Source organism: Paraburkholderia sp. BR10923, assembly GCF_040948765.1.
Classification (GTDB): domain Bacteria; phylum Pseudomonadota; class Gammaproteobacteria; order Burkholderiales; family Burkholderiaceae; genus Paraburkholderia; species Paraburkholderia youngii.
In genome coordinates, this window is the sequence record NZ_JBFPKO010000009.1 from 327,215 (window position 1) to 352,344 (window position 25,130).

At 59.9% G+C, this 25,130-nt stretch carries 20 protein-coding genes, 3 tRNA genes and 1 pseudogene; 9 read left to right on the plus strand and 15 right to left on the minus strand.

Annotated elements, in window-relative coordinates; genetic code table 11:
* Positions 1 to 45 precede the first annotated feature (45 nt).
* Entirely contained in the window at positions 46 to 519 is a 474-nt protein-coding gene (locus AB3X94_RS19815; RefSeq protein ID WP_176120497.1) for a carboxypeptidase regulatory-like domain-containing protein, read from the minus strand.
* 403 nt (positions 520 to 922) lie between these two features.
* On the opposite strand from AB3X94_RS19815, the gene AB3X94_RS19820 reads away from it, so the two are divergent.
* Positions 923 to 1,933, plus strand: coding sequence for a dienelactone hydrolase family protein (locus AB3X94_RS19820; RefSeq protein ID WP_368612442.1), 1,011 nt, complete (start codon positions 923 to 925; stop codon positions 1,931 to 1,933).
* A 327-nt stretch (positions 1,934 to 2,260) separates the two neighbouring features.
* Positions 2,261 to 3,166: an aldo/keto reductase gene (locus tag AB3X94_RS19825; RefSeq protein ID WP_368612443.1), complete on the plus strand. Its 906-nt coding sequence runs from the start codon at positions 2,261 to 2,263 to the stop codon at positions 3,164 to 3,166.
* Between the two features lie 323 nt (positions 3,167 to 3,489).
* Here the strand turns inward: AB3X94_RS19825 and AB3X94_RS19830 are convergent, their stop codons facing one another.
* From AB3X94_RS19830 to AB3X94_RS19840, 3 genes are read right to left on the minus strand one after another with little or no spacing between them, the layout of a single operon-like run.
* Positions 3,490 to 4,494 carry a substrate-binding domain-containing protein gene (locus AB3X94_RS19830; RefSeq protein ID WP_176107395.1) on the minus strand — a complete coding sequence of 335 codons (1,005 nt, stop codon included), beginning with the start codon at positions 4,492 to 4,494 and terminating at the stop codon, positions 3,490 to 3,492.
* Positions 4,495 to 4,523: 29 nt separating this feature from the next.
* The gene (locus AB3X94_RS19835) at positions 4,524 to 5,564 is read right to left on the minus strand and encodes an ABC transporter permease (protein WP_312883569.1); all 1,041 of its coding nucleotides are present in this window, start codon (positions 5,562 to 5,564) and stop codon (positions 4,524 to 4,526) included.
* Positions 5,561 to 6,334 (minus strand): ATP-binding cassette domain-containing protein, encoded by a 774-nt coding sequence (locus AB3X94_RS19840; RefSeq protein ID WP_368367220.1) that lies wholly within the window; start codon positions 6,332 to 6,334, stop codon positions 5,561 to 5,563. Before AB3X94_RS19840 ends, AB3X94_RS19835 begins: the two co-directional genes overlap by 4 nt.
* A 312-nt stretch (positions 6,335 to 6,646) precedes the next feature.
* Here AB3X94_RS19840 and AB3X94_RS19845 point away from each other — a divergent pair, with 312 nt between their 5' ends.
* The 3 genes from AB3X94_RS19845 (at position 6,647) to AB3X94_RS19855 (ending at position 8,665) form a co-directional block, all read left to right on the plus strand.
* Positions 6,647 to 6,832 carry a hypothetical protein gene (locus tag AB3X94_RS19845; RefSeq protein WP_176107393.1) on the plus strand — a complete coding sequence of 62 codons (186 nt, stop codon included), beginning with the start codon at positions 6,647 to 6,649 and terminating at the stop codon, positions 6,830 to 6,832.
* A gap of 181 nt (positions 6,833 to 7,013) precedes the next feature.
* Positions 7,014 to 7,466 (plus strand): universal stress protein, encoded by a 453-nt coding sequence (locus tag AB3X94_RS19850; RefSeq protein ID WP_018437423.1) that lies wholly within the window; start codon positions 7,014 to 7,016, stop codon positions 7,464 to 7,466.
* A gap of 53 nt (positions 7,467 to 7,519) precedes the next feature.
* Positions 7,520 to 8,665: an alpha-hydroxy acid oxidase gene (locus AB3X94_RS19855; protein ID WP_368612444.1), complete on the plus strand. Its 1,146-nt coding sequence runs from the start codon at positions 7,520 to 7,522 to the stop codon at positions 8,663 to 8,665.
* A gap of 28 nt (positions 8,666 to 8,693) precedes the next feature.
* Here the strand turns inward: AB3X94_RS19855 and AB3X94_RS19860 are convergent, their stop codons facing one another.
* Positions 8,694 to 9,536, minus strand: coding sequence for a tetratricopeptide repeat protein (locus AB3X94_RS19860; protein ID WP_176379767.1), 843 nt, complete (start codon positions 9,534 to 9,536; stop codon positions 8,694 to 8,696).
* The gene (locus tag AB3X94_RS19865) at positions 9,533 to 10,462 is read right to left on the minus strand and encodes a Ku protein (protein ID WP_176107389.1); all 930 of its coding nucleotides are present in this window, start codon (positions 10,460 to 10,462) and stop codon (positions 9,533 to 9,535) included. The genes AB3X94_RS19860 and AB3X94_RS19865 overlap by 4 nt, the downstream gene beginning before the upstream one ends.
* 478 nt (positions 10,463 to 10,940) lie before the next feature.
* Here AB3X94_RS19865 and AB3X94_RS19870 point away from each other — a divergent pair, with 478 nt between their 5' ends.
* The gene (locus AB3X94_RS19870) at positions 10,941 to 12,704 is read left to right on the plus strand and encodes a Rieske 2Fe-2S domain-containing protein (RefSeq protein ID WP_368612445.1); all 1,764 of its coding nucleotides are present in this window, start codon (positions 10,941 to 10,943) and stop codon (positions 12,702 to 12,704) included.
* A gap of 242 nt (positions 12,705 to 12,946) precedes the next feature.
* Positions 12,947 to 13,615 carry a Crp/Fnr family transcriptional regulator gene (locus AB3X94_RS19875; RefSeq protein ID WP_368612446.1) on the plus strand — a complete coding sequence of 223 codons (669 nt, stop codon included), beginning with the start codon at positions 12,947 to 12,949 and terminating at the stop codon, positions 13,613 to 13,615.
* A 40-nt stretch (positions 13,616 to 13,655) separates the two neighbouring features.
* On the opposite strand, the gene AB3X94_RS19880 is transcribed toward AB3X94_RS19875, so the two are convergent.
* The 8 genes and pseudogenes from AB3X94_RS19880 to AB3X94_RS19915 all read right to left on the minus strand — a co-directional run bounded on the left by AB3X94_RS19880 (position 13,656) and on the right by AB3X94_RS19915 (position 18,923).
* Entirely contained in the window at positions 13,656 to 14,240 is a 585-nt protein-coding gene (locus AB3X94_RS19880) for a hypothetical protein (RefSeq protein ID WP_368612447.1), read from the minus strand.
* Positions 14,231 to 14,305: transfer RNA gene (locus AB3X94_RS19885), tRNA-Thr, on the minus strand. Before AB3X94_RS19885 ends, AB3X94_RS19880 begins: the two co-directional genes overlap by 10 nt.
* A 19-nt stretch (positions 14,306 to 14,324) precedes the next feature.
* Positions 14,325 to 14,400, minus strand: a tRNA-Gly gene (locus AB3X94_RS19890).
* Positions 14,401 to 14,403: 3 nt separating this feature from the next.
* Positions 14,404 to 14,479, minus strand: a tRNA-Asn gene (locus AB3X94_RS19895).
* Between the two features lie 150 nt (positions 14,480 to 14,629).
* Positions 14,630 to 15,982: a hypothetical protein gene (locus tag AB3X94_RS19900; protein WP_368612448.1), complete on the minus strand. Its 1,353-nt coding sequence runs from the start codon at positions 15,980 to 15,982 to the stop codon at positions 14,630 to 14,632.
* A 285-nt stretch (positions 15,983 to 16,267) separates the two neighbouring features.
* Positions 16,268 to 16,342 carry a pyrroloquinoline quinone precursor peptide PqqA gene (gene pqqA, locus AB3X94_RS19905; protein ID WP_113062024.1) on the minus strand — a complete coding sequence of 25 codons (75 nt, stop codon included), beginning with the start codon at positions 16,340 to 16,342 and terminating at the stop codon, positions 16,268 to 16,270.
* 172 nt (positions 16,343 to 16,514) lie between these two features.
* A pseudogene (locus AB3X94_RS19910) lies at positions 16,515 to 16,680 on the minus strand (IS6 family transposase); the annotation flags it as partial.
* A 194-nt stretch (positions 16,681 to 16,874) separates the two neighbouring features.
* Entirely contained in the window at positions 16,875 to 18,923 is a 2,049-nt protein-coding gene (locus tag AB3X94_RS19915) for a hypothetical protein (protein WP_368612449.1), read from the minus strand.
* Between the two features lie 623 nt (positions 18,924 to 19,546).
* Here AB3X94_RS19915 and AB3X94_RS19920 point away from each other — a divergent pair.
* Together AB3X94_RS19920 and AB3X94_RS19925 are read left to right on the plus strand one after the other, a co-directional pair.
* A complete protein-coding gene (locus tag AB3X94_RS19920; protein WP_368612450.1) occupies positions 19,547 to 20,560 on the plus strand; it encodes a hypothetical protein in 1,014 nt (337 codons plus the stop codon).
* A gap of 45 nt (positions 20,561 to 20,605) precedes the next feature.
* Positions 20,606 to 21,814, plus strand: a complete 1,209-nt coding sequence (locus AB3X94_RS19925) for an acyltransferase (RefSeq protein ID WP_368612451.1) — start codon at positions 20,606 to 20,608, stop codon at positions 21,812 to 21,814.
* Between the two features lie 438 nt (positions 21,815 to 22,252).
* On the opposite strand, the gene AB3X94_RS19930 is transcribed toward AB3X94_RS19925, so the two are convergent.
* Positions 22,253 to 25,051, minus strand: a complete 2,799-nt coding sequence (locus AB3X94_RS19930) for a beta strand repeat-containing protein (RefSeq protein WP_368612452.1) — start codon at positions 25,049 to 25,051, stop codon at positions 22,253 to 22,255.
* Positions 25,052 to 25,130: the final 79 nt, after the last annotated feature.

Here is a 25,130-nt window from a genome sequence, read left to right on the forward strand (position 1 = left end):
AAACGAACGCGCCGCGCGATCTTCGGCGCGGCGCCGGGACTGCGCTCAGTGGCCGCCGGACGGAAACGAGAACGTCGCGCGCGCGCTGCCATTGCCGCGGACGTTCACCGTCTGCTTTCTGGTTACGCCGCTGTAAGTGGCGCTGATCGTATAGCGCCCTTGAGGCAGCCGCACGAGCATGTACGGCCCTTTCGACGTGGCCTCGAACACTGAAGCGCCGCCTTTGGCGATCTGCACCTGGACGTCGGCCACATAGCTCGCACCGGGTCCCGTGAACTGCAGAGACAGCGGCCACTGCCTGCGTGCCTGCCGCAGCGCGGTCGACTCGTCGCGACCAACTCCGCCGGTCACGAACGATATGTCGCCCTGCTGCTGCGTCGGTGGCATGCCGGTCCTGTGGATCTCGCTGGCGCTCTGCGGAGCAGCCGTCTGCGCGACCGCGACGCCTGCCTGAACCAGTGTGAACGCCGCGGCGAGCAGGGTCGACGCGATCCGGGGAGCGTTTCGTTGCATTTTCATCGTGACTGCTCCTTACAGTATTGCCGACTGCCGGTTAGAGTGCGTGCCCGGTTCGTCGGGTGGAAGAACGCTTGCACCAGGTTGGAAACGCATCGCGCGCCGGGGGCCGGCCACGAGCGAGGGCACCTCACGACCACGGTCAGCAGCGGACTCATCACGAATAATACGACATAGGGCGCGTAGCAGAGTGTAGATACGCCAATGGGTCACTGCCATGCATACCGCGCAACTGGCCCCGGCATCGGTCAGCAATGTTTGAGCCAGTCCCGGACCAGAACTTATAAGACATTCTTCAGAACGCCGGAGCTAGGCGCCGCCTCGATCTTGAGAAGCACATTCAATCGTCTATGTTCAAAGAGACGTTATTGGGCCGACGCGCCGTTGCGGTCAGGAGGATGTCGCCATGTCATTACTCGCGCAATCCGGTGCTGGACTGCGGCACCTATGCCTCGTCGCATCGATAAGTGTCGCGGCGGCCTTTCCCGCTTCAATCGCTGCGCAGGTAGTGCGGACAGAAGTTCTACCGCTGCAGTCGGTCACACTCACTGACGAACAGTTCCTCGGCGGACACGAAGCGGGCAAGCCGGTCACCGTTGCCGGAGTGCTGAGCCTACCCAAGGCGGGTTCGGATCGTCTTCCTGCGATCGTCATGCTTCATCCATCGGGCGGCATCAACAGCGGTATCACCGACTGGCAGCAGGAGTTCCTTGCGATGGGCGTCGCCACCTTCGTTGTCGACAGTTTCGCGGGGCGCGGTATCGTCAGCACGCTCAACGACCAGGGGCAACTGGGCCGGCTCGTGCAGCTCGAGGACGCGTATCGCGCACTCGACCTGCTCCAGAAGCATCCAAGAGTCGATCCGGAGCGGGTGATACTGATGGGCGAATCACGCGGCGGACAACCAGCGTTATATGCCGACCTCAAACGGTTTCAACAATTGCATGGCTCCACTTCCGGCAAGGGCTTCGCCGGGTACATCGCGTTTTATCCGAACTGCAACACGACCTTTAGAGCCGACGACGATTTCGACGACAAGCCCGTGCTCGTCTTTCATGGCAGTGCAGATGAATTCGCTCCAGTCGCGTCATGCCGCGCATACGTCGAAAGACTGCGCGCCAAGGGGAAAGACATCAAGTTCGTCGAGTACTCGGGCGCCCAGCATATGTTCGACTGGAAAGCCGCGGCGAAGCCAATCGTTCTCGCCAAGGCGCAGACCATAAGAAGCTGTCAACTGAGCGAAGCACAGAACGGCCAAATCATGGACGCAGCGACTGGCCAGCTTTTTACTTACAGCGATCCCTGCGTCGAGTATGGAGCGACCCTCGCGTACGACGAAAAGGCCGCGATCAATGCCAGGAAGACCGTCCGCGAGTTCGTGACGGGCACGCTCAAACTTGGCGCGCCCGCTCCGTGACCCGGAAGGCCGGTTCGTTTGCGAACTTGGGTTGTCCTGAGCTTCGACGAACGGCCGTCTCCTGACAAGAGCCAGTTTCGCTTTCAATGCGTCCTTATGTGCGATTCAAGTATGAAGCGCACGTCGGCGCTGTAATAGCCATAACACTCGCTGATTTCCCGGCTCCCATTTTTGGGCCGCTATTTCAATGCGTCCGTCCGGGTGTGCGGAGAGCTCGATCTTCTAAGGTTGGCAATTTTTAACCATAACATTCAGGAATAGCATCGTGCGTGTATTGAATTGACGGGGTGGCGCCGTTCGTTAACCAATACATCACGGAGAAACAGCATGAAGATGCGTACTCTGGGCCGCAACGGCCCCACGGTTTCGGCACTTGGGCTGGGCTGCATGGGCATGTCGGATTTCTACGGTCCTGCGGATCGCACCGAAAGCATCGCCACGCTGCACTCGGCGCTCGAAGCAGGCGTCACGCTGCTCGATACCGGCGACTTCTACGGCATGGGCCACAACGAACTGCTGATCCGCGAGGCGCTTGCAGGCCTGCCGCCGTCGCGGCGTGACGCGGCAATCATCAGCGTGAAGTTCGGCGCGTTGCGCGATCCTCCCGGCGGCTGGCATGGTTACGACAGTCGGCCGGCGGCCGTGCGCAACTTCGTCGCGTATTCGCTGCAACGGCTAGGCGTCGATCACATCGATATCTATCGGCCCGCGCGGCTCGATCCGCAGGTACCGATCGAAGAAACGATTGGCGCAATCGCCGATCTCGTAAAGGAGGGATATGTACGCCAAATCGGTCTTTCTGAACTTGGCGCTGCATCCATCCGGCGCGCGGCGAGCGTGCATCCGATCAGCGATCTGCAGATTGAATATTCGCTCGTCTCGCGCGGGATCGAGGAAGCAATCCTGCCGACTTGCCGATCACTTGGCATCGGCGTCACCGCGTATGGCGTTTTGTCCCGTGGATTGATCAGCGGCCACTGGCAAGCGGGCGCGAAAAGGAACGACTTCCGCGCCGTCAGTCCACGATTTCAGGGGGCCAACGTGGCGCATAACCTTGCGCTGGTCGAGGCCTTGCGGGTTACGGCCGAACAGCGGAGCGTGACGGTCGACCTCGAACTGAGCGCAGACGATCTCGCCGCGATCGAGCGTGCCGTGCCAAAGGGCGCCGTCGCAGGCGAGCGTTATGCGTCCGCGCAGATGTCCCAATTGGACAGCGAGAAAGGCGCCGGTTAGGTAACGTGGCGGCTCGTCAGGCGTCGACCTGAACGCGATCCGCGATGGTGCGCAACCGCTGAGCGAAGTCCCCGGCGGCCCACTGAGGAGGCGTGCCATTGCAGCCGCGCGCGCGAAGGCCATCGACCTTCGTAATAGAGACGTCATCGGGGATCACGCGTACCGAACACTCGTACAAGAGCTGGACTGGGCTGAACTGTCCGCTGGCGGCAACGCGCCGTCATAGCGTCCTGACGAGCGGAGAACGCCCTTTAAGGAGACCTTCTTGATGCTCGCGGACACGGTGAGCAGGTAACCGGTCCGCGTCTGGAGGGCACGAGTTCCTAGCGGATCCCGCGCTTGATCAGCGGAATCAGCGAGTCGATCGTCGCGGGTGTCTGCACACCTGCGCCGGTGTTGATGGTCAGTCCCGCGAAATGATAGGCAGCCGAGAGCACGCATTGCGTAACCGGCAGGAAACCCTGCAGATAGAGCTGCTGGTCGAGCGTCGCAGTGAGGTACTTGTTCTGCAACCCGGAAATCGTGGCGGGCGCCAGATCGATGCCGCCCACGATGATTTGCCCCGGCTTCTTGCCAGCCTGCTGGAGCGCCTGCGGAATGAACCCGGTCACGCCGCCGTGCTGCGTGCCGATCGCCTTCAGATCAGGGTGCGCCTGGATAAAGGCGACCAGGATCGGCACGGCGAGCGATGAATCGGCATCCACCTGCGGTGAGATATTGAGCCTCGTCACCTTCACACCGGCCTTTTCCAGCGTCTCGGAAAGGCCACGGTCAGACTGGCTGCGCACGCTCTCGTTGAAGACGCCATATTCGAGCGCCTCGTCGCCCTTCTTGAGCCCGGCGTTGAGCATCGCCTGAGCAGTGATCTGCCCGCCGATGTAGAGTTCGACGCCGGCGTAGCCGAAGCCCTTCGCGTCGTAGAGCTTCTGGTTTTCCGGCAGCGGCGTATTGCCGACGGTAACGATGATGCCCTGGTCTACCGCCTGTTTGATCAGTGGTGCGAAGGCTGGATCGCCAGGATGGCCCATGATGCCGATACACGTCGGATGCGCCGCCATCGCCTGGCGAAACTGCGCAAGCATCGTCTCCGGACTCCAGGCCGAAAACTGCTCGATCACCTTGATGCCGAGGGCATGTCCCGCGTCCGCGGCTCCGGTCTGACGTGGCAGCGTCGCGCCGTCGCCGGGGTTTCCGCCCATCTGCATATACATCGTCATACCGGCGCCGAGCGGCCCCGTCGTGGTCGGCTCGGTGGCACCGGCGGTTGGCGCGAGGCCGAACGCAACAACGCTCGCCCCTAGCAGGAATCCCGTCATGATCTTGATCATTTCTGCTCCTATCTCCTGATTTAACGGCTTTATCTCCCGCCAAACCTGAGTTTTTCGCGCAATACACGCAGCCTGGCGGGATTCTCGACCAACAGATGCAGGATCACGGCGACGATGAACACCACTCCTTCGATCGCCTGTACCCAGAAGCCGGCGATACCTGTCGCAACGATTCCCGCCTCCAGCATGCCAATCACGAAGGTGCCGAAGAACGTACCCACGATCGTCGCCGTGCCACCGAACACCGAGGTTCCGCCGATGAACACGCCGGCCAGCGCCGGCAGCAGGTAGCCTTGCCCCTGGGTCGAGAAGTAGTTCAGATTCTCGAGCGTGAGCAGAACCGTCGCGAAGCCGGCCAGCACACCCATCAGCGTGAACAGTTTCACCGTCTCACGCGGCACGTTGATGCCCACGACCTTCGCCACGTTGCGGTTGTCTCCGATGAATAGCACGTGCTCGCCGAAACGGTGGCGATTGAGGATGAACCACATGAATATTGCGAGCCCGAGCGCCCAGAGCGCTTGCATCGGGACCACGTCGAACAGGGTGCCCGCGAAAACCGCATAAGCCGAACCACTGGCGAGTTGCTGAAGCGCATTGGAAAGCCCGCCGGAAAGGATCGAAGCAACACCGGCCCAGAGGAACTGCGTGCCAATCGTCACGATGATCGACGGCACACCGACCACCGCGACCAACACCCCGTTCACCACGCCGACCAGCGCGCCGCCAGCCAACGCCGCAATGACGGCAAGCCAGGCCGATCCGGTGGTGTTCACGCACCAGGCGAACAGAAAGCCCGCGAATGCCATTACCGACGGGAACGACAGATCGATCTCGCCGGCCGCAATCACCAGAGTCAGCCCGATCGCCAACACCACCAGCGGCGGCACGGTGGTCAGGAAGGAGAAGTAGATTGGCCAGCCTAAAAAGACCCGCGGTGCGGTCGCCATGAACAGGCCGACCACCAACGCAAACACGACCACGCTCGGCAATCCCTCCACGCGAGCAAAAGCTGGCAGGCGAAAAAACACTAACCGCGCCGGCCGTTTTTCTTTTATCGGATCGCTCACGTCCGTGTCCCCGCAACCGGCGCCGGCCCGTGCCCGCTCTGCTGTAGCGAAATCAGGAACCGGGTGAGTTCCTCGAGGCTCATCTCACCGGACTTGAATTCCGCGACGATCCGGCCACGATCGAGCACGACCAGTCGATCGGCGAGCTCGTGCACATGGGCGAGGTTATGTTCGATGTAGATGCAGGCGCGGCCGGATTCCTTGATCGAACGCACAAAGTCGAGAACCTTGCGCACCTCGCTGATGGCTAGCGCCACCGTCGGTTCATCGAGAATGATCAGATCGCTTTCGAAATACATTGCCCGTCCGATTGCGATGCCCTGGCGCTCGCCACCGGAGAGTTTCGCAATCAACGAATCGGCGTCGATCCCCACGCCGCGGAAACCGAGCTGATGCTTCAAGATTTCGTTGGCGATGCGCCGTTGTTCGGCGACATTGATGAAACCGAACCGGTTGGTGATTTGCCGGCCGACAAAAAAATTACGCCACAGCGGCTGCTTCTCGCCCAGCGATTTTTCCTGATAGACCGTCTCGAAGCGCAATCGGTGCGCCTCGCGCACGGAAAAGCGGCTCCAGTCGACCTCCTCGTCGCGGATGAACAGCTTGCCCGTGCTCGGTCGCACGACACCGGTCAGCACCTTGATGAGCGTCGATTTGCCCGCGCCGTTGTCGCCGATCAGGCCGACGATCTCGTTGCGCCCAATGGCAAGGTCGATGCCGGAAAGCGCGCGTATCTTGCCGTAGGACAGGCTGATGCCCTGCGCGCGCACGATATGTCGCCAGGCGCTCGTAGCGGGCGCGGCATCGCTCGCCGTCACGCTACGCCCCAGCTCGAAGGACCCACAGTGATGTTGTGTACGACGATAGCCATAAAACCTTCCTTTTGCTTATCGATCGCCGCATCAACTTACATTGAAACTGTCTATGCAATTCAGCAAGATTTAAAGTCTAGTTCAAGAATCGCCCGACCGTGGCTAGAAAGTGCCGGCGGCGTGACAGCGCGGGCGTCACGGCGTCTATCACTCAAACTGGCCAGGGGACTATGATGATAAAAGCTGCATTCATCAGCGCAGGAGCACATCATGACCTCCAATCCATCCGCTGAGCCGACCGGCACCTCTCGCGACCCCGCGCAATCTTCCGCCGGCACGACTGGCCATCCCGATCCGAAGGGTTCGCAAAAACCGGCCCCAGACGAGCTTCCTAACGCCGACGCGGCAGAGCCCGAGCCTCACGAGCATCTCCCGTCCAGAAGCGACGACAACTGATTCAACACCACAGGTGCCGACGCCGTCCGCGTGACGATCCACGCCGCGGGTTCGCGAGTGGATCGCACATGCTTTCGCGCCGACGCCGCGAAGTCGGGGAAAGCTCGCGGTTCACGCAAACGGCCCGATGGATTTCGTCAGACGAAGTCGCGACCCGGTGGGAACCGCACAGGAGCAGATCATGCAGAACGTGCTGGTAGGTTATGACGGGTCGGCATCCGCGCAATATGCCGTGACTTTCGCGGTCGATCTGGCCAAGCGTTTCGACGCGCGCTTGCATGTGCTCGTCGTCGCGCGCACGCCGGACTGGGGCGCGATCGAAGTCGAGCGAAAAAGTCTGATCGAGCTGGAAGTGCGCCATGCCAACGAGATCCTTGACGACGTAAAGGCGAAGCTCGCCGCTTCGAACGGGGCCGTGGAGTTCGATCTCGTGGTCGGGCCGCCGGCGAAAGAGATCGTGCTGTATGCGGAGCGGCATGCTATCGATCATCTCGTGGTGGGGCATCGCGGACATACGCCGTTCGATCGCTGGCTGATCGGCTCGGTCGCCCGCCAGGTGCTCGCCTATGCGCCGTGCGCGGTCACCATCGTGCGCGATCCGGCGACCATGAAAAAAACGCGGCATGAGAATTGACCGTCCCTGAAGTTTGGTCTTCCAGGAGGCCAAATCGGCGACTACCTCGCAATATGCAAATAAGCGATTGCCATAACTTTCACGACTTCCGTGAACTGGCACGGCTCAGACTGCCGGGCCCGATCTTTAACTACATCGATGGCGCCGCCGACGACGAAGTGACCTATCGCCGGAACACCGCGAGCTTCCAGCAATGTGACCTGGTACCCAATGTGTTGCGGGGAGTTGGTGACGTGGATCTCTCGGTGCAAGTGCTCGGCCAGCGGCTGGCGATGCCTGTGTATTGTTCCCCGACCGCACTGCAACGCCTTTTTCACCATGAAGGCGAACGCGCAGTGGCCGCTGCGGCGTCGAAGTACGGAACGATGTTCGGCGTTTCTTCGCTCGGCACGGTCAGCATGGAAGAGTTGCGCAAAGCGTTCCCGACTCCGCAGGTGTACCAGTTCTACTTCCATAAGGACCGCGGTTTAAACCGTGCAATGATGCAACGTGCCAAAGATACTGGCATCGATGTGATGATGCTGACGGTCGACAGTATCACTGGTGGAAACCGCGAGCGCGACTTGCGAACAGGCTTCACCATCCCTTTCAAACTCACCTTGGGCGGGATGCTTCAATTCGCGCTGAAGCCCAAGTGGGTTCTGAACTACGTCACGCATGAGCGCTTTTCCATGCCGCAACTGGAGACCCACGTCGACTTTGGCGGCGGTGCCATGTCGATTGGCCGCTACTTCACGGAAATGTTGGACCCTTCGATGAATTGGGACGACGTGGCCGAGATGGTCCGCGATTGGGATGGCCAGTTTTGCCTCAAGGGCGTGATGTCTGTCGAGGACGCGAAGCGTGCGGCCGCAATTGGCTGTACCGGCATCGTGCTGTCCAATCATGGCGGCAGGCAGCTGGATGGATCGAGAGCCGCGTTCGATCAGCTTGCGGAGGTTGTAGATGCGGTGGGCGACAAGCTGGACGTCATCATGGATGGAGGAGTGCAACGCGGAACCCATGTTCTGAAGGCTCTGGCTCTAGGGGCCAAAGCCGTTGGTATCGGACGTTACTATTTGTTCCCGCTGGCAGCTGCGGGGCAGGCTGGCGTTGAGCGGGCGCTGGCCTTGATGAGAACAGAGTTAGAGCGGGGCATGAAATTGATGGGATGTAGCTCGGTGAGCGAGCTTTCTCGCGAAAGTCTTCGCTTTCGATAGCCTGCCCCGCAAAGCAGTCGAGTGCGCGTCACCTGCTGAGACGGCGATACGCACTCAGGTGCCTCAGAAGTCCCTGCTTGTCGCCTCGGATTTCGCTCAGGCGTGCAATATTGAAGTGAGCGTCGGCATGAGTGGGGTTGAGCTCGATGCATCGTTCATAGGCTTGCACCGCTGCGTCGTAGCGCTCCAGTTCTTCCAGAGCGACCGCGCGATTGAAGTGCAACAGAGCGTCCTGCGGAAAATGCTCGAGCGCCCGGTCAAAAACGGACAATGCCTCGTCGTACTTCATTCCGACCTCGCAGAGCAGGACGCCCAGGTTGTTATAAGCGTCGTAGTGCGGGGTCGGCGATAACTCGAGCACCTTTTTATAGGCCTGCTCAGCACCGATGACGTCGCTATCGGTAAGTTCCTCCGCAAGAGCAAACCACTCCTCGGTTTGCTTTTCCCGGCCAACGATGTTCCGGGGCGCAGCGTCGAGGAACGCGACTTCGCCCTTGACAGGCGCCACTTCCAGATCGAGCAGAAGCTGGCCCGAGGTCGCATCCCATTGTGATTCACCTGTCTTGACGACCACCGAGTCACCGACAGCCGTGATGCGGATGCCAGTCAGTGGAAGCTCTTCAGGCAATTCCGCTTTGAGCCGCGCAAGCGCTCGCAGAATTTTGCGTGACGCGATTTTGGCCGACTGAAGCTGGAAAGCTGTGCGCAACAACACGACGTCGCGGAACGTGAACCGGAGCTCGTTACGACGACCACGTGACGGTTGCACGAATCCAGCGTCTATCAGGCCGGACAGCACTCGTCGTGAGACACCCAGCAGCGACTGGAGACTGCGCAACGAGTAGTCGTGCGAGGCATTGCGCCTTTTCACTTGCGCGCCCGCACCTTGGCCGGAGCCGCTTCTTCAACCTTGGCGGGCGCCCTCTTCGCCGGTCGCCTCGGTTTGGATGCGAGCTCATCGGAAGCGGCTGCGGGCGCCTTTTTTACGGGCGCGGCTTTTGCGGACGCGGCCTGTTTGGTCTTGTTGCGGCCAAGGCTCGCACGAAGGGCTTCCATCAGGTCAATCACTTCAGCGCCCGACTCCATGCCCGGTTCGGCCGGAGACACGATCTGCTTGCCGGCGATTTTCTGGTCGATCGCTGCCAGAATCCGCTTCTTCTCCTCATCTTCGTATGCCGTTGGGTCATACGAATCTTCGGAAACCTGGTCGATTATTTGCAGCGCGAGCTGCAACTCGGTGCCCGTCACTGCAACATGCTCGATGTGCAATTCACTCAGCGAGCGAACCTCGTCCGCGAACAACAGTTGCTGAAACACCATGCCATCTTCGGCTGAGCGAATCTGGACGATGCGCGTCTTCCCTTTGTATGACCATTTTGCGAGCGCACACCGTTCGCTTTCGCGCATCGCCTGCTGAAGCAGACTGTACGGTTTGCCGCCGCGCTTGTCTGGCGCGATGAAATAAGCCTTGTCGTAATACAGCGGGTCGACTGACTTCTCCGGCACGAAGGAAACGATCTCAACGACATGCGTTGCGCCTTCCTCGAGCGCTTTCAGTTCATCTGGCGTGAAAACGACGAACTGGCCTTTCTCAAACTCATAGCCTTTCTTCATGTCGGCTCGCGCCACGACCTCGCCTGTCGCCTCGGAGATGTACTGCTGTTTGACCCGCCCGCCGTCAGGCGTCAGGAGATGGAATCCCACACCTGAAGCACTGTCGGTCGCCGAGTAGAGCTTGACCGGAATGGATACCAGACCGAAGGAAAGCGTCAGAGACGCAATTGAACGCGCAGCCATGACTGTCTCCCGATAACCGGCGACCGCTGGTCGCAGAAACTCGGTTGGATCGCACGAAGGCGAACTGTGCTTGGGGAATTCTACGGCGTTTTAAGGCGCTAGCGCCCGGTGAGATCGCAAAGCATAGGTTGTGCCTGTCGGTATAGATCTGGGTGCAGTGTCCTGGGCTTAGCACATCAGCACGTTGACCGCATCCTCGAGCGCTTGCGCTTGGTGCTTGAGATCAACCGATGCCGATATTTCTCAATTGGCAAACGTTAAAACGAAACAAGTTTTCGTCAATAGCCGCATTGACCTCAAATGGAGCATTTGGCCACGCCAGTTACTCAAATATTTACCGATGCCGGGCACCCTCACGTTGGCGGAGTGTTCCTGCCCGCTGCCCGCGCCTTTGGCATTTTGTCCGGAGAGTATGCTTATGTTTGGGGGAAGCGGTCGCATCTAAAACGCCTGTAGGACTAACGCGGGAGGCTCGCACATGGATCCCCGGGACGAAGAATTCGTGCTCGCTGGAAACCTCAAAGAGCTGCGAGCGAAAGGGCGGTGCATTGTCCAGGGTGGACATGGTCCGATCGTCGTGATCTGCGACCGCGAGCGTGTCTTTGCCGTTGATAATCGGTGCCCGCACATGGGATTCCCGCTCGAGCGAGGCACTGTCGAAGACGGCATCCTGACCTGTCACTGGCATCATGCCCGCTTCGATCTGGAAAGCGGCTGCACGTTCGACCTTTGGGCAGATGATGTCCCCAGCTACGCGGTCCAAATACGCGATGGCGACGTCTGGGTCGCAACCAGGTCGGATCATCCCGATGCTGCCGCGCACTGGCGTCAACGGCTTGCGGATGGCCTCACACATGACCTTGGACTTGTCATCGCCAAAGCCGTGCATGGCCAGCTCGCCGCCGATGTGCCAAGGGTCGATATCGTGCGGCAGGTCGCGCTGTTCGGAGCGCAAAACCGTGACGGCTGGGGCGTTGGTCTCACGGTACTCACAGCACTCAGCAACCTGTTGTCCGTCCTGCCCGCAGACGAAACCTATCTCGCCCTGTTCCACGGCGCGCGCCGTGTAGCGGCGGACTGCAACGGCGAGGCGCCGCGGCGCGAACGTACGCCGCTTGCGAGCCGGCCGGAGCCCGCCACGCTCGATCGTTGGCTGCGCCTGTGGACAAACGTGCGCCACCGCGAGGCGGCCGAGCGCACGCTGTTGACTGCGATTGCCTCCGGTCTCGCACCCGCCGTGCTCGCGGATGCGTTGCTGTCCGCCGGGACGGAGCGGGCCTTCGCGGACTCCGGGCATTTGCTCGACTTCATCAACAAGGCGTTTGAATGCCTCGATCTGATCGGCTGGGAGCACGCGTCAGCTGTGCTGCCCACTGTCATCGCCCAGTTGGTGAGCGCCCGGGGTGCCGAGGAATCGACCGCGTGGCGCCAGCCCCTCGATCTCGTCGCGATGTGCGACGAAGCGGCCAGCCAGATCTCGAACCTCTTCGCTGCCGGGCGCAGCGTGCAAGGCTGGTCGGATCACGCGGCGCTTGCCTTGGAACTGCTTTCAGACGATCCAGCGAGAATCATTGACTCGCTGAAGGAGGCGATCCACGCAGGCGCTGCGTCTGCCGACCTGGGACAAGCCCTCGCTTACGGAGCGGCGTTGCGCGTGGCCCGCTTCGGCAATGCCAACGAGTACTCCGACTGGGAGACCGCGCATCATGTGTTTACCCATGCCAACGCACTCCATCAGATTCTCAGGCGTGTCGGGGACGCAAGCTTCGACACTCGAGTCATCGGCGTTCGCGGCGTACTGCACGGAGCCATGGCGCTCTACCTGGCGAGATATCTGAACGTTCCGCCCGCCCGCATCCCGGGCGAGGACGATGATCCGCTCGACGACCTTCCTGCCGATGAGGGGTCGATCCGAACGGCCTTGCTCGACGCTTTCGATCGGCAGCGTCAGGTTGATCTTGCGGCGAAGTTGGTGGCGCGCCACCTTACGCTCGGTCATCCGCCGCAGGCGCTCATCGCCACACTTGCGCTTGCCGTGTTGCGTGAAGATGCCGGCTTTCATGCGTATCAGATGCTGGAGGCAGGCGTTCGGCAGTTTGCTACATGGGGCAATACTGCCGAAGGACGGCACATTCTCATTGCAGTCGTCCGCTATCTCGCGGCCCATTCACCGACTGAACGTGGAATGCTGCAGACGGCCGACATCGCCCGGCGGCTGATGCTGGGAAGCGAACTGCATTGACCTGCCAATCTCGCTAATGGTGTCCGTCTGGACACGTTTTTAAAGGAAGCTCCTCACGGGTTCATGCGGTACGCATAAAAGCGGCGCAGCGCCGCTCAGAAAAACACCAAGCAATTTTTTCATATGCGCCTTACCCAGAGCCCTCATTACTTCCTTTTACTTTACGTTACATCTAGTTACCGGTATCCTCCGCGCCGAGTTATCTGCTCTATCTCAGTAGGCCAACATACGTAATTCAAATAATGTTGAGAAAACAAGTTCTGCTTCGCGAGGCACGAAGCGAAATAGTCGGCAACACGACCAGGCTCACCAAGGTTGTACACGTCAACGAAGGCGATCACATTTGCTATCAGGGGGCCACAGAGTCGCCGCTCATCTTCCTCGTAGAAGGACAGCTCCGTGTGTCGACATACTCCGAGGATGGTGTCGAGCTCCCGTTCTACGTTGTCAATCCCGACGAGTGTACGGGCGAGATTTCGATCCTCAACTGCGCGCCGACCTTGGGCAATATCATTGCTACGAAGCGCAGTACCGTCGGTCTGCTCGACCGGGCGCACGCCCGCCGGCTTCTCAGCGACCCGGACGTGGCGCGCTCGCTGAATAACCTGATCGCGAGTCGCGCCAAAACGCTACTCGTGGCGCGCAGCTCGCGAAGCCAGCCGCGTGCGGATGCGCGTGTGACCGCCGTGATCGAGGCGGCCATCAACCAGAGTCAGGCCTTCGATTCACCGCTTGTCGAACTGCCCAGTCAGGTCACGATTGCAGCCATGGCGGGGGTGAGCCGCGAGACGGTGTCGCGTGTGATCACGTCGCTCGAAAAGCGTGGGATTGTCGAACGGGAAGGCAAGGCGATCCGCATTCGGGATCGTGTCGCGTTGCACCATCTCGCAACAGGCCGGACGCCAAGTTGAAGCGACTCAGGGTCGCGCAGAATCCCTACCGGTTTTTGAGTCACTGCAAAGCAAATTGCGCCTTGTCGGTGGCGCGGCGGCCGCGGCGTGCTCGGCGTGGCGTCTCGTCGCTTTGGAGAGGATCAGGGAGATCGACTGCCTGTTCAACGTGTCGCTGAAGTTCCAGTGCCAGCACCGCCCCACTCAGGTCACGGATCATCTGACGTGCCTGCTCCGCATCCAGTACGAAGCCACGCTGATTGGGTGCGACAGGGCTCGCCGGAAACCTGTCCGCGTCGAGATGGACGGTCACGTTCAGGCTCGTCGAATCGATGCGCCATCGCTGTACCGTTGCGAGCGTCATATCTCGCGCGTCTTCGTCGTGTGACGTCCCGTTCTTTACCTGTTGCATACCAAGGGCTTCTGTCAGTGCGCAGAATATACGCCGGTGTTCGAGAGAAGCTGTGATCGCAATCACAAACAGGTCATCATTGGCCAAGCGGGATGACTTTCGATGGACGTCGATGTGTGAAAAACTCGGCCGCTCAAGCGATGTGACTGACCGATCATCTACAAGCGAGCGTGGGGATTGATCGCGAAGAAGCCGGCAGATTGATTGCCGGTGCGAACGTTTGATGGTGCCCATGGGCAGGATCGAACTGCCGACCTCTCCCTTACCAAGGGAGTGCTCTACCACTGAGCCACATGGGCCGTCTAGATGACGTAACGCTGGAGCGGGAGACGAGGCTCGAACTCGCGACCTCAACCTTGGCAAGGTTGCGCTCTACCAACTGAGCTACTCCCGCATTTGGCTCCCCGACCTGGGCTCGAACCAGGGACCTACGGATTAACAGTCCGGCGCTCTACCGACTGAGCTATCGGGGAACAGGCTTTGTGAAGCGGACCGGATTGTACAACATCGGTTATGCAAACGGAGCAGTGACATGATCTTTCTGAGCGAGAAGTTCGGCTCGTGGTATTCGCCCAACACGAGACAGCCGAGCTGCTGCGTTCCGGCAGCAGCCACTATCGTTGTTACGGTTGGCGTGCCAGCGTGCCGCGATAACCAGCAAACGAAGCAAGCGGCAATTCCGTGGCTGGGTTGAAGGGCTGCCATGCAACGCCGGGCGCGTTTTCAAGCACCGAACCGACGTGTGGAGCACCCAGCGCGATGCTCAATGATGGAAATGTCCAGTTCCAACTGGCCGGGTGCCGGTCCAGTTGATGCACGCTGGCCGGCACCAGTCCGTCGTCCCTCCTGGCTGCCCAGTTCGTGACCTGGCTTGCATAGTCGCGCCACACATTCGTGCTGGCCAGATCGACGGCCAATGGTGCAACAGACACCACGGCAAACCACAGCGCAACGCCGAACGTCACGGCGCACGCTTCGAACCTCCATACACTGAGAGCAATGAGCGGCGGCAACCAAAGCAGGGTCAGCACGCGCGAGTCGAAGCTGATCTGCGCATTGAAGAAATCGAACCGTTCATGCCAGCATAGATAACTGATCGCAAGCAGCACCGCGACCAGCAGCCCACGTGTTTTGGGTACTCGCAGTCCGATAAAAAAGCACAGCGCTGCAAGCATACTCACGTCAAATACCGCGTTTTGCGCCGTATGAGCGAGCCCATGTAGAAACGCGCCCCGGTTGGCCGGATCACGCGGATAAATAATCCAATACGCTGCAATTGCAGCACCGAGCACCCATAGTGCAATACAGAGACAAATAAGGCCCAGCACCAGATAACGTCGCTGCCGTGCGAGAGCAGTCAATTGCGCACGTGAACGAAGTGCCAGGATCAAACCGAAGAGCGCAAGTGTGACGGCTTGGGTTTCGTACATGCGCGTGAGAAGCACAGATAGCGCAATCGGTAACAGCCATGCGGCCGAAGAAAATCGGCCAGGCTGCAGTAAGTATGCGAGCATCGGCCACGCAAGCGGCAATAGGAACTGACTTTCGCCGACCAACAGAAAGTCGCTCGGCAGCGCAATCGACAGCATGCCGAAAAGATAACCTGGTAGCAGCGCGGGGACTGCGCCTTTTGTCACCTGCACGCGCACAATCAGGTAGGCGGCTATGAAAGGCAGCACATAGCCGAGCCCGAAAATGAAGCGGAGCAGTGCGGCATTCGACAAGCCCCAGTGCAGGACCAGCACTAGCGGCCATTGACCCAGCTCGTACGAAAACTGCCGCGACCATGCGATATGGTTCACATCGCGTGAACGCAGGATTTCGATGAAAAATGATGCGCCATCGGCGGAGAACTGTTTGTTCGACAATACCGACCATAACAGCGTGCCGAGGATCGCTGCGGCGAGACAGTCGAACGGAAGCAGCGGCGAACAGCAGGATTTTTGGTGCAGTCTGGGTGAACTCGCTAAGGTCATGGGACTAGGTCTTATAGGTGTTATTAGGGGTCGAGGGTGTGGCTTTGTCGGTTCATGAAAATCGACGTTGGGCGCGAGGCCCCGACCCACTTCTGATAAATCGACCGAGCGCGCTACTCACCACTGCGATCAGGAAGGACGGATCGTACAAGATGCTCCTTCAGATTGTCGACGGTCGGGGTGGGCATTTCGATGGACTTGTGCTTGCGAAATGTCTTTTCGAAGCAGAGGTCAAGCACAAACCGAAACCGCAAGGGGGCCGCGGCGTGCGGCCAGGTTGCGGGCTTAACGCGTAGCGACATACATTACGATTTCAAAACCGAGGCGTACGTCGGTGTAGCTCGGAGTCGTCCATTGCATACGTGCTTTCTCCTTCGATTGAAACAGCGGTCGGAACAACGTTGCGCCGGCGGCCCGGCGAAATTTCGTGCCCGGTCTCGACAGCAGCCGGCATCACGCAAACTCGATGCCCACGTTTACCGGCCAGCCAGGTGGGCGTGCGTTAACAAAGCACCAACTTGATGGACCATCAATGCACTGTTGAACGATCCACGCCAGTGGCGCGCTCAGCCATCATCTCCTCAAGATGCCGATGACTTAAGCGAATAGGCCACATACCGCCGCACGCACAACAACATCACGTCCAGCGGATAGTGCAACCGCTGCAGCACTTTGGCAACGCCAGCAGCAAGGGCCATTCGTGGCGTTTGCGGTCTTCTTCATCGTGGGCACAAGCAAAGTTTTGGCAACCTCCCCTCAGTTATTTCATGTATGACCTATCAGCCTTTTCGGCAATGTCTGTCTTCCTTGCCCCGTTCAGATTGAAACCGATTGCTGCAGTTCTTCCATTAGCGCCAATCGGTTTCGGCACAAACTGGAATCGGCAAAGGCGTCAGTTCGTGGGCACCCAAGATTCAGGGTCGTCCTTAGCACGAAGAATTCTTTCCGCGTGCCACGCTCCACTGCTGAATGGGCCGAAGACGTGGACGGCCTTTCCGACCACGAGCGGTACGCTCAGGTGAGCCTGCTCGGCAGCCGAAGTGTCAACGAGCACAGGGGCTCCGGTCTGAGGTTGGATGGTGATTTGCAACGTGCCTACCGAAGCGACGATTCCGTAGATTTGGCTGGGCAGAGATGCTGGCGGAGCAGGCGGGGGCTGGACTACGACGGGAGCGCGCGTCCCGCCCGGAGCGAAGATGTTCAGGGCCGCGAAGCTGGCGACAAAGACCTTGCCGTTGGCGACAGTCGGCACGATGTTGGCGTTGGAGTTGGGGCCAGGCCAGGAGCCGGCGACGGACGAGAAGATCGGTGTTGTGCCACCTGAAGCTGAAGCGTCGAAGGCGTATAGCGTCACGTTGGCTGGTGCAGCAGTGCTGGTGGGGCGACCGACGGCCCAGATGATCGCGGACCCGGCTGATGTGCCGTTCGATGAAATCGTCGTAAAAAAGCCACCATCCTGGCCGGATGCGATGCTAGCAAACGTTTTTTCCCATTGCAGCTTCGGCGGGTTTGCCGGAACCTTCCATACACTTATGCTTCTGCCGCCGCTGCCGACAACGCGGCGGACGCCGTCCGATCCCATAAAATACGATGGACCGCACCAGCAGGAACCGAAACCGCCGATGGAAAGCGCTCTGCCCGAGTCGTTGTGACCCATCGAGCTCCGGTCGATGAGGTATAGATGGCCGCGCTTTCCTCCGGCAACGACCGTACCAACCGATTCTCCGGAGATGGCCGGTATAACCATGGCGCCACCGGAACCGAAATCGTCGTCCGCGGCATCTAGCGATGCGACGCCATTAGTACCTGAAGGGGTGAAATAGTCCTGCAAGGTGGTCAGGTCGGCAGAGAGCCTCACCACGCTTTCCTGGATATTGTTTGGAGGAGCGTAGGTCGTACCGGATGGGTCTGAGTTTCCAGTGATGAAGTACAGCTCCCCCGACGGACCCGCGGCAATGCCATACCCGGACATCCAGACGGACGACAGGAAAAACGTGTTGGGGGAAGTCGCCAGCTTGTTCATCAACTGATTCGCAACATTCGACCCATTCGCAGGAAGCGGTGACAGCGTGCTCGCCTTCCATCCCAACACCCAGCCGCGCGACTGGTCGGCGCGTATGTCGCAGAAGCTGCCGAAACCGGCGTAGATGTTTCCGTTCGCCAGAAGGAGACCGGGACGCTGCCGGCTGAACCCTGCGGCGAAATTGTAGGTCGTGCCGTCCGTCAGGGTACGCGAAGCCGAGACCGAGGTCGGAGAACCCGCTTTGTCAGCCAAGGTGGTGATGTCAAGAGCGTGGAGCCAATAGCTCGGCGTGCCGCTTACCAGCTTGAACGAGACCACATATAGCGTTTGGGTGCCCAGATCGATCACCGGCGTGGAGTTGATTCCCACGGTCGGGCCGTTGTTGTCACAGCCGCCGGGAAGCCTCGATCGCGGTACCGGAGTCCCGAGGTTCCGTTGGAGGAGCAGCGTGCCCGTGGAAGCCGAGTAGGCGTAAATGTTGTTGGCTTCGGTAGCGACGTATACGACATCCTGTGTTGTCCCGTGGACGTTCAACGCGGAAACAACCAACGGCTGCGCGTCGACCCAGTCGTTCACTGGGTCGCCGAGCTTGATTGCATGCAAGACGCCGAACGAACCGGCTCTGACGTTGGAAGGGGTAAGGGTCGTCTCGTTCGAATTCCAACCAGTACGATTCGTGTCGCCATGATAGGTCAACACGTTCACGGACGTGGCCGCCAACGTATTGATCGGTGATGCCGCCGCGGCAGGTCCTGTGTCGGTGACTGGAGCCAAAGGCTGTCCGACCGACTGCCCGGACGCGACGGACATCCAGGGACCTAAAAAGACGGCGGCGAACAGATAGGATAGGAACGAAAAACGCCTTGCTGAAATTGCGCCGGATCCTTCGTTGTTAGGGTTAAGCTTCGCGTTTTTCATGACGAGTGCTCCCTTCTTTTAGGGGACGTTGTGTAGCGGTTCGCTGGACGCATACAATTTCGTGTTTGATTAAACTTATTTCGTAAGCAATCCTGCGCCAGTCAGGACATAGGTGGCGTCCGCCATCCACCGTACGTTGGGCGCTTCGGCGCTGAATTGCCCGCGCACCGGATCGGACGCGCGCCGCGCACCCGGGTGCTGCCGCGTGGTGCGGGCCAGCGCCGCCTTACGCCGCGCAGACAGGGAAGGCGCATCAGGCGCGCCACGCGCTTGCGTCCCACATGCAAGCCCTCGCGGGGCCAATCGCATTTCTCTCAAAACTGGCCTCACGTCGCTGGATTCACGTTGAAATTGCACCTGCGAAAAGATCGCGCCGTCAGCCGCGCAGGTGGTGGTAAGCCGTTCCTGCGCGGCTGTATTTCAGCAGTCTGTTAGTCAAGACGCCCGAATGCCCCTGGATTACCGTTCGATTTCGATGGGCATTCCGTCGCATCGCCCGCCAGAACTACCGGTTCCAATTCGCGGAACTTTATTTTTCGGCTCCCGCTGAGCTGGTCTATGCTCAAGGAGTACGAAACGCTCCTCCGTAAACCCAGCCGAGGAACTTGCTGAGGGGGCCTATCATGAAACTCGCGCTATATGTCGCCATCTTCAGTGCGCTGTTCGGGGTCCGGCTGGCGCAAGCCGCCTGCCCCGACGACGCCGTCTTCATCGGTCTGAATGATCAGATTCGCGGTTACTCCTTGCGCGCCAACGGAGCGACCAAGCCCTGCCAGGTGCTGGAAGGGCCGCGCACCACCTTCGGCACTGCTCGGGCGATCGCCTTCAGCAAGAACGACTTCTTTCACGTCGCGCAGTTTCTCACCAACGGCACCGTCGCCATCTTTCCGCCGAAGGCCGAGGACAATGCGGCGCCCAGTCGCTCGTTCACGTTGCCGGGGAATGATCTGGTGAGCATCGCGGTGGATTCCCACCTCAACGACTTCATCTTGAGCATTCGCGCCGGGGCTGGCCCGCTCTTTGTCGCTCCCGTCAACAGCACCGGGTTGCTGCTCCAGCCGATTGTCATTTCTGACCCATCTCCAAATCTCCGGGTGTACGTGAGCCTTGCCGTCGATAACGAGGACAATCTGCTGCTTGCGGGTTATGACGACCGGGGAGCGGCGATCATCGACACGCTTGGCACGGCCCGGAGCCTCACCTCCCCGGCGCTTCTGCGCAGCCTCACTGGTAGCAACACCGGGCTGCTGGCGGGTGGGGAAGGTGGGGCAGCATCCAACAACCTGACGATCGCTGTCGATCCTCGTACGAACGAATTGTTCGTCTACAACACGACCACAGACCACACGCAGATCCAGGTGAGCGTTTTCGCCGCCGGGGCGAGCGGCAATGTGCCGCCAGTGCGGACGATCAGCGGTCCAGCCACGGGAATCACTGGGCCTGGCTTTCCGGGCGCCAACAAGATCAGCGTCTCCTCCGACGGGCGACTCTTTGTTGCCGAGCCGAACAGGCGCATTCTCGTGTTCGCGCCGGGAGCGACCGGCAATGTGGCGCCGTCTCAAGTCATCGAGGATTCCACCCCCGGTCCAGCCGACCAGGGAGGGATCGCGGTCCAGTCCTCCGGCCGCTGCCGATAGCCGCATGGCGGTCTGGTTGGCACTCTGTAATATTTTCGGAGTAGATTGACCACCTTCTCTGGCGTACCAGCAAAATCACCGATACGAAACGTGTCCATAGCGGCCAACGATCTGGCGTCGGGGAGCGAGGTTTCCCCGGCGAACTTCATTCAGACCGACAGAAATGTCGGCCTAGATGCGCTACGTGCATTTACGACATTACTGGTGGTGTTTCATCACTGCGCTATTACCTACGGGGCGATTGGCGGTTGGTATTACCACGAGGTCGCGCCGAGCCGGGACGTCGCAACCATCTGCCTTGTGTTGTTCTGCACCGTCAACCAGGCTTTCTTCATGGGCCTGTTCTTCCTTCTCGCGGGCTATTACTCACGATCGTCTCTGGCCAGAAAAGGACTGCCTCAATTCCTTTTTGACCGCTTTTTCAGGTTGGGCTTGCCATTGTTGTTCTACGGGGTGGTGCTTGGTCCCATTACCATTGCATTGGCGCAAACCAGCAAGGGACTTCCTTTTGGAGCGACGCTCGGGACGCTCGTTTCGAGAGGAACATTCGACTCCGGTCCAATGTGGTTTGCTCAGGCGTTGTTGATTTTCACCTTGTTGCTCGCCGCCGGCATGGCCCTCCTCCGCTACGTAGGTGATCCACTTCGTGTTCGCGAGGTCTCGTTCCCGACAAGCTCGACGCTTGGCGTCGGCGCACTATTGACTGGGGCGGCGGCATTCATCCTGAGGATCAGGTGGCCGGTCGGCGTCAATGTGTGGGGCCTTCAGCTCGGGTATTTCGCGAGCTACGTCGTGCTATTCGCTGCCGGATTTGCGGCTGCAAGAGGGCGGCGGCTGGAATTCCTCCCAGCCCGACAGGTGAAGTTCTGGTCGCTTGTCAGCCTCGTGACGTTGCCGATTTTGCCGCTCGCCTACTATCTCTCAGGAGCATCACCGAAATCGCGACACGACACGATGCACGTCGTGTATGCGCTTTGGGAACCGTTTGTCGCATGGGGCATCATCCTCTTCTTGCTCCGCTTTTTTCAGCGGAATTTCTCACGACTAGGCCGCTTGATGCGTCGCCTGTCGAGACGAGCCTACTCTATATACATCTTGCATCCCCCGATTTTGGTGGCGATCGCACTCTCATGGAGCAGCGTGCATGCCAATCCCTTGGTCAAGTTTGGCGTGACCGGCGCTTTGAGTTGCGTTGCGTGCTATTTGATTGCTGGAGTCGTGCTTAAAGTGCCGGGCATGAGGGGATTCCTTTAGTTACCGCTGTGATGCCAAATCGTATCCGGCCTCAGCCGTCGCGGGGCAGGGTCCGATGTGGGGCAATCTCCACTGGCTGCGCGGCGGCGAGCGAGTGACGCTTCCTGGCCGAACTGAACCGAACGATCTGACATCGTCTGTCCGATCCGGTCCAGAGTTTTACATATGAACCGCTCTTAACCGTGACTTTACTTGCCCCGTTGGAGTGCCGCACCTTTGCCGCTCCTGTTTAGCTGGTTAGATCCAGGTCCTATTGATCGAGATTTCCATCTCGCGCAGCGCCGGATCGGATCCTTATCCGTCAGCACAGGCGAAGCACGGCTCGGTGGATAGGGCCGGAAAACTTTGCCTACTTATCCAAGAAAATAAAAACCCCGCTCCTCTCGTGAGAAGGCGGGGTTTCAACGCTAAGGCTATGCTTACTACTACAAAGGCCTATTAGCTTGCGACGTGGAACGCACCTGCCGCGTTGCCCGTGCTCGAGATGGTATGCACACCAGCAAGTTCGAGAACCGTGCTGGTCGCAGCGGCAGTACCAGCAGCAACGTTTTCAACCACATACGTGTTGCCACCGTACACGAACGAATCGACACCATGAGCGCCAACGGTCATCGCCGAAGCCTGGCTGATTGCGGTAGCCAGATTTGCCGCATTCGCGAGGCTCGACAGTTGGTTAGCCGTCAGCGTCGTGACCGTGAGTGCGTTGGCGTCAGTCGTGGTAATGACGTCGCCCTTCACTGCACCGGTAATCACCGTCGTCGGGGTGGCAACAACTGACGCCGAGCCCGTATCCGCGACGAAGATGCTGTCGTAGAGGCTTGCCGTATCCGTGTGGGCACCCAGGGTCACATTGTAGGTACCCGTGGTCGTCGTGCCAGCAGCACCGAAGTCACCGAGCTTGATGAGATTGAAGCCAGTTCCGACGGTAACGTTGACCGTGCCGCCAATGCTCGTATCGATAATGCTGTTGTTGGCGTTGCCCAGGCTGATGGAGTCGGTACCGGTCGTGGCCCCCGCCAGGTTAAGCGTGACGTGAGCGTTGTCCGTCGAACCAGCAATGGTGACGCCGCTCGTTGCTGCCAACACGCCAGTTGTCAGATTCACATTACCGTTCAGCGTCAACTTGGTCAGTGCGGCATCAGTGAAGGCGGTGCCGTCACCCACCGTAGCCATGCCCGTGCCCGAGTTCGTGATGGTGAGGTTCGTCACCGAGCCACCCGCGACAACGAGTTGACCGACATCGGCATTAGCCGTACCCGTGAAGGTCAGGTTGCCCAGGTTGATGTCAGTCAGGGTGCCAATCGTCGTGCCGTTCTGGCCCGACTCGGTCGAGTTGATGGTGAACGCCGTTGCCTGATGCGCTGTTTCGTCGAGCGCGGTAATCGACAGACCTGCGGTTCCGCTCACATTCAGGACAGACAGCCCGTTGTCGTTGAGCGCTCCGATGGTATCCGTTGCGCCGCCCGCGTTATTGATGTCCGTACCCAAGGTCGTCACGTTGACGGTATTGACACCGACTCCGTTTGCGTCAGCGAGGGTCACGCTAGCGATGCTGAGGCCGGCAGCCGTCGCAGAACCAATCGTCAGGTTGGTCGTGTCAGTCGCGCCGGTGGTGTCAACATACGACAAGGACACCGAGCCCGTGTCAGTACCCGAACCGTCAATGCTGAGCGACGTACCGGTCGCAGCGTTGACGATGGTATTGGCAACGTTAGCTGCGGTGTTGCCGGCCGTCACGTCGATGGCGTTGAAGCCCGAGTTGAATTTGCTCAGGTCCCACGTCCCCGACGAGTTTGCACCCAGACCGAAAACGCTGAAGCCCGTCACGTTCGTGTTGGTCAGGTCTGCAGCGGTAGCATTGAACGTCGTCGCGGCCTTGTTGAAGATGACCTCGTTGTTCGTCGCCGAACCACCGGTGATGGCCTTCGTAGCGTCCGCCGAAATCGTGATGACGTCCTGACCGGTCGAACCAACGAACGATTGCTTCGTATCGTCCAGCGTAGCCACAATCTTGCCGCTCGACGTCGTGGTGAACGACGTCAGCGCGGCGTCAGCGGCCAGCGTGCCGCCATCGTTGAAGCCTGCCGCACCCGACACTGCAATCGTCGTGACCGTGGCCGGAACGGTGCTCAGATGCAGCGTGTTCGTGCCGGAGATGTTAAGGCTCTGCAGATGGGCATCCGTAACGGTGAGGTACGAGTCTGCCGTAGCCGTCGTCACATTCAGCGTCTTAACTTCACCATTTGCGTCAGCGAAGGTCACACCTGCTGCGCTCGTGCCAACGCCGTCCAACGACAGGGCGAGCGTCGTGTTGGTCGGCGTGGTCGCACCATTGGTCAGCGTCAGCGTGCCAGTGCCACCCGTCAGCGACAGAGACGTCAGAGCGTTGTCGTTGATTTGCGAGTTGTTGCCGAAGTTTGCCAGCGACACCGATGTGATGGTGTTGGCGAGCTGCGTGCCGTAGTTTGCGTCCTGGACGATAACCTGACCGTCTACCACACCTGCAACGGCGGCGGAAGCAAGCTCTGCGGGCGTCTGCGTGGTGGCAGTGACTGCCTGCACGCCGGGCGCGGCCGGAGTCGCGCCGACCGTCTGCGACACGCCGGCGACTGCCAGCTGTGCGTTAGCAGCCGTTGCGGCAGCCGTTTGATTGACCGTGACGGTCGTCGTGGCCGACCCGCCCGTGACGGAAATAACACCACCCGTGACCGTGTTGCCCGCGCCAGCCTTTTCATTCAGGTTGGCCGTGACCGTGACCGACGTACCGCCCGTCACGTTGATAGCGTCAGCCGTGTGGAGGCCCGTTTGGGTGGCCAGCATATTTTCGGTGACGGAAACGGTACCGGCCGCTTGCGTCGTCGTACCGACGTTGATGGTGCCGGCAGCCGTCACGCCATTAGCCGTGACAGCAACGTTCGAACCGCCCTGAACGTTGATTGTCGACGCGGCAGCAGCGCTGTCAGTGAGCGTCACAGCCGTCGTAGCAGCGGCAGTAGTGCCCGCAGCACCACCAGCTTCCGTCACGTTCAACTGGGTCAGACCAGTGAAGTTCGAGAAGTTATCCGCGCCGGACGCGCCGCTAGCGGTGACGTTGACCGTTTGCACGCCCGAAACCGAGATACCCGTCGCCAAGGCCGTGCCGCCCGCTTGCAAATCAACGAGATTAAGGACGTTACCCGTGCCGGTGCCGGAGATTTTGTCCAGCTGCGTGAGCGTCGCGGCGGCGTTGCCCGTCACAGAGGCGTCGTTCAGGACGCCATTGACGACATTGTTGCTGCCGGTCAGCGTGAAGTTATCCGCACCCGTAGTGAGCGTA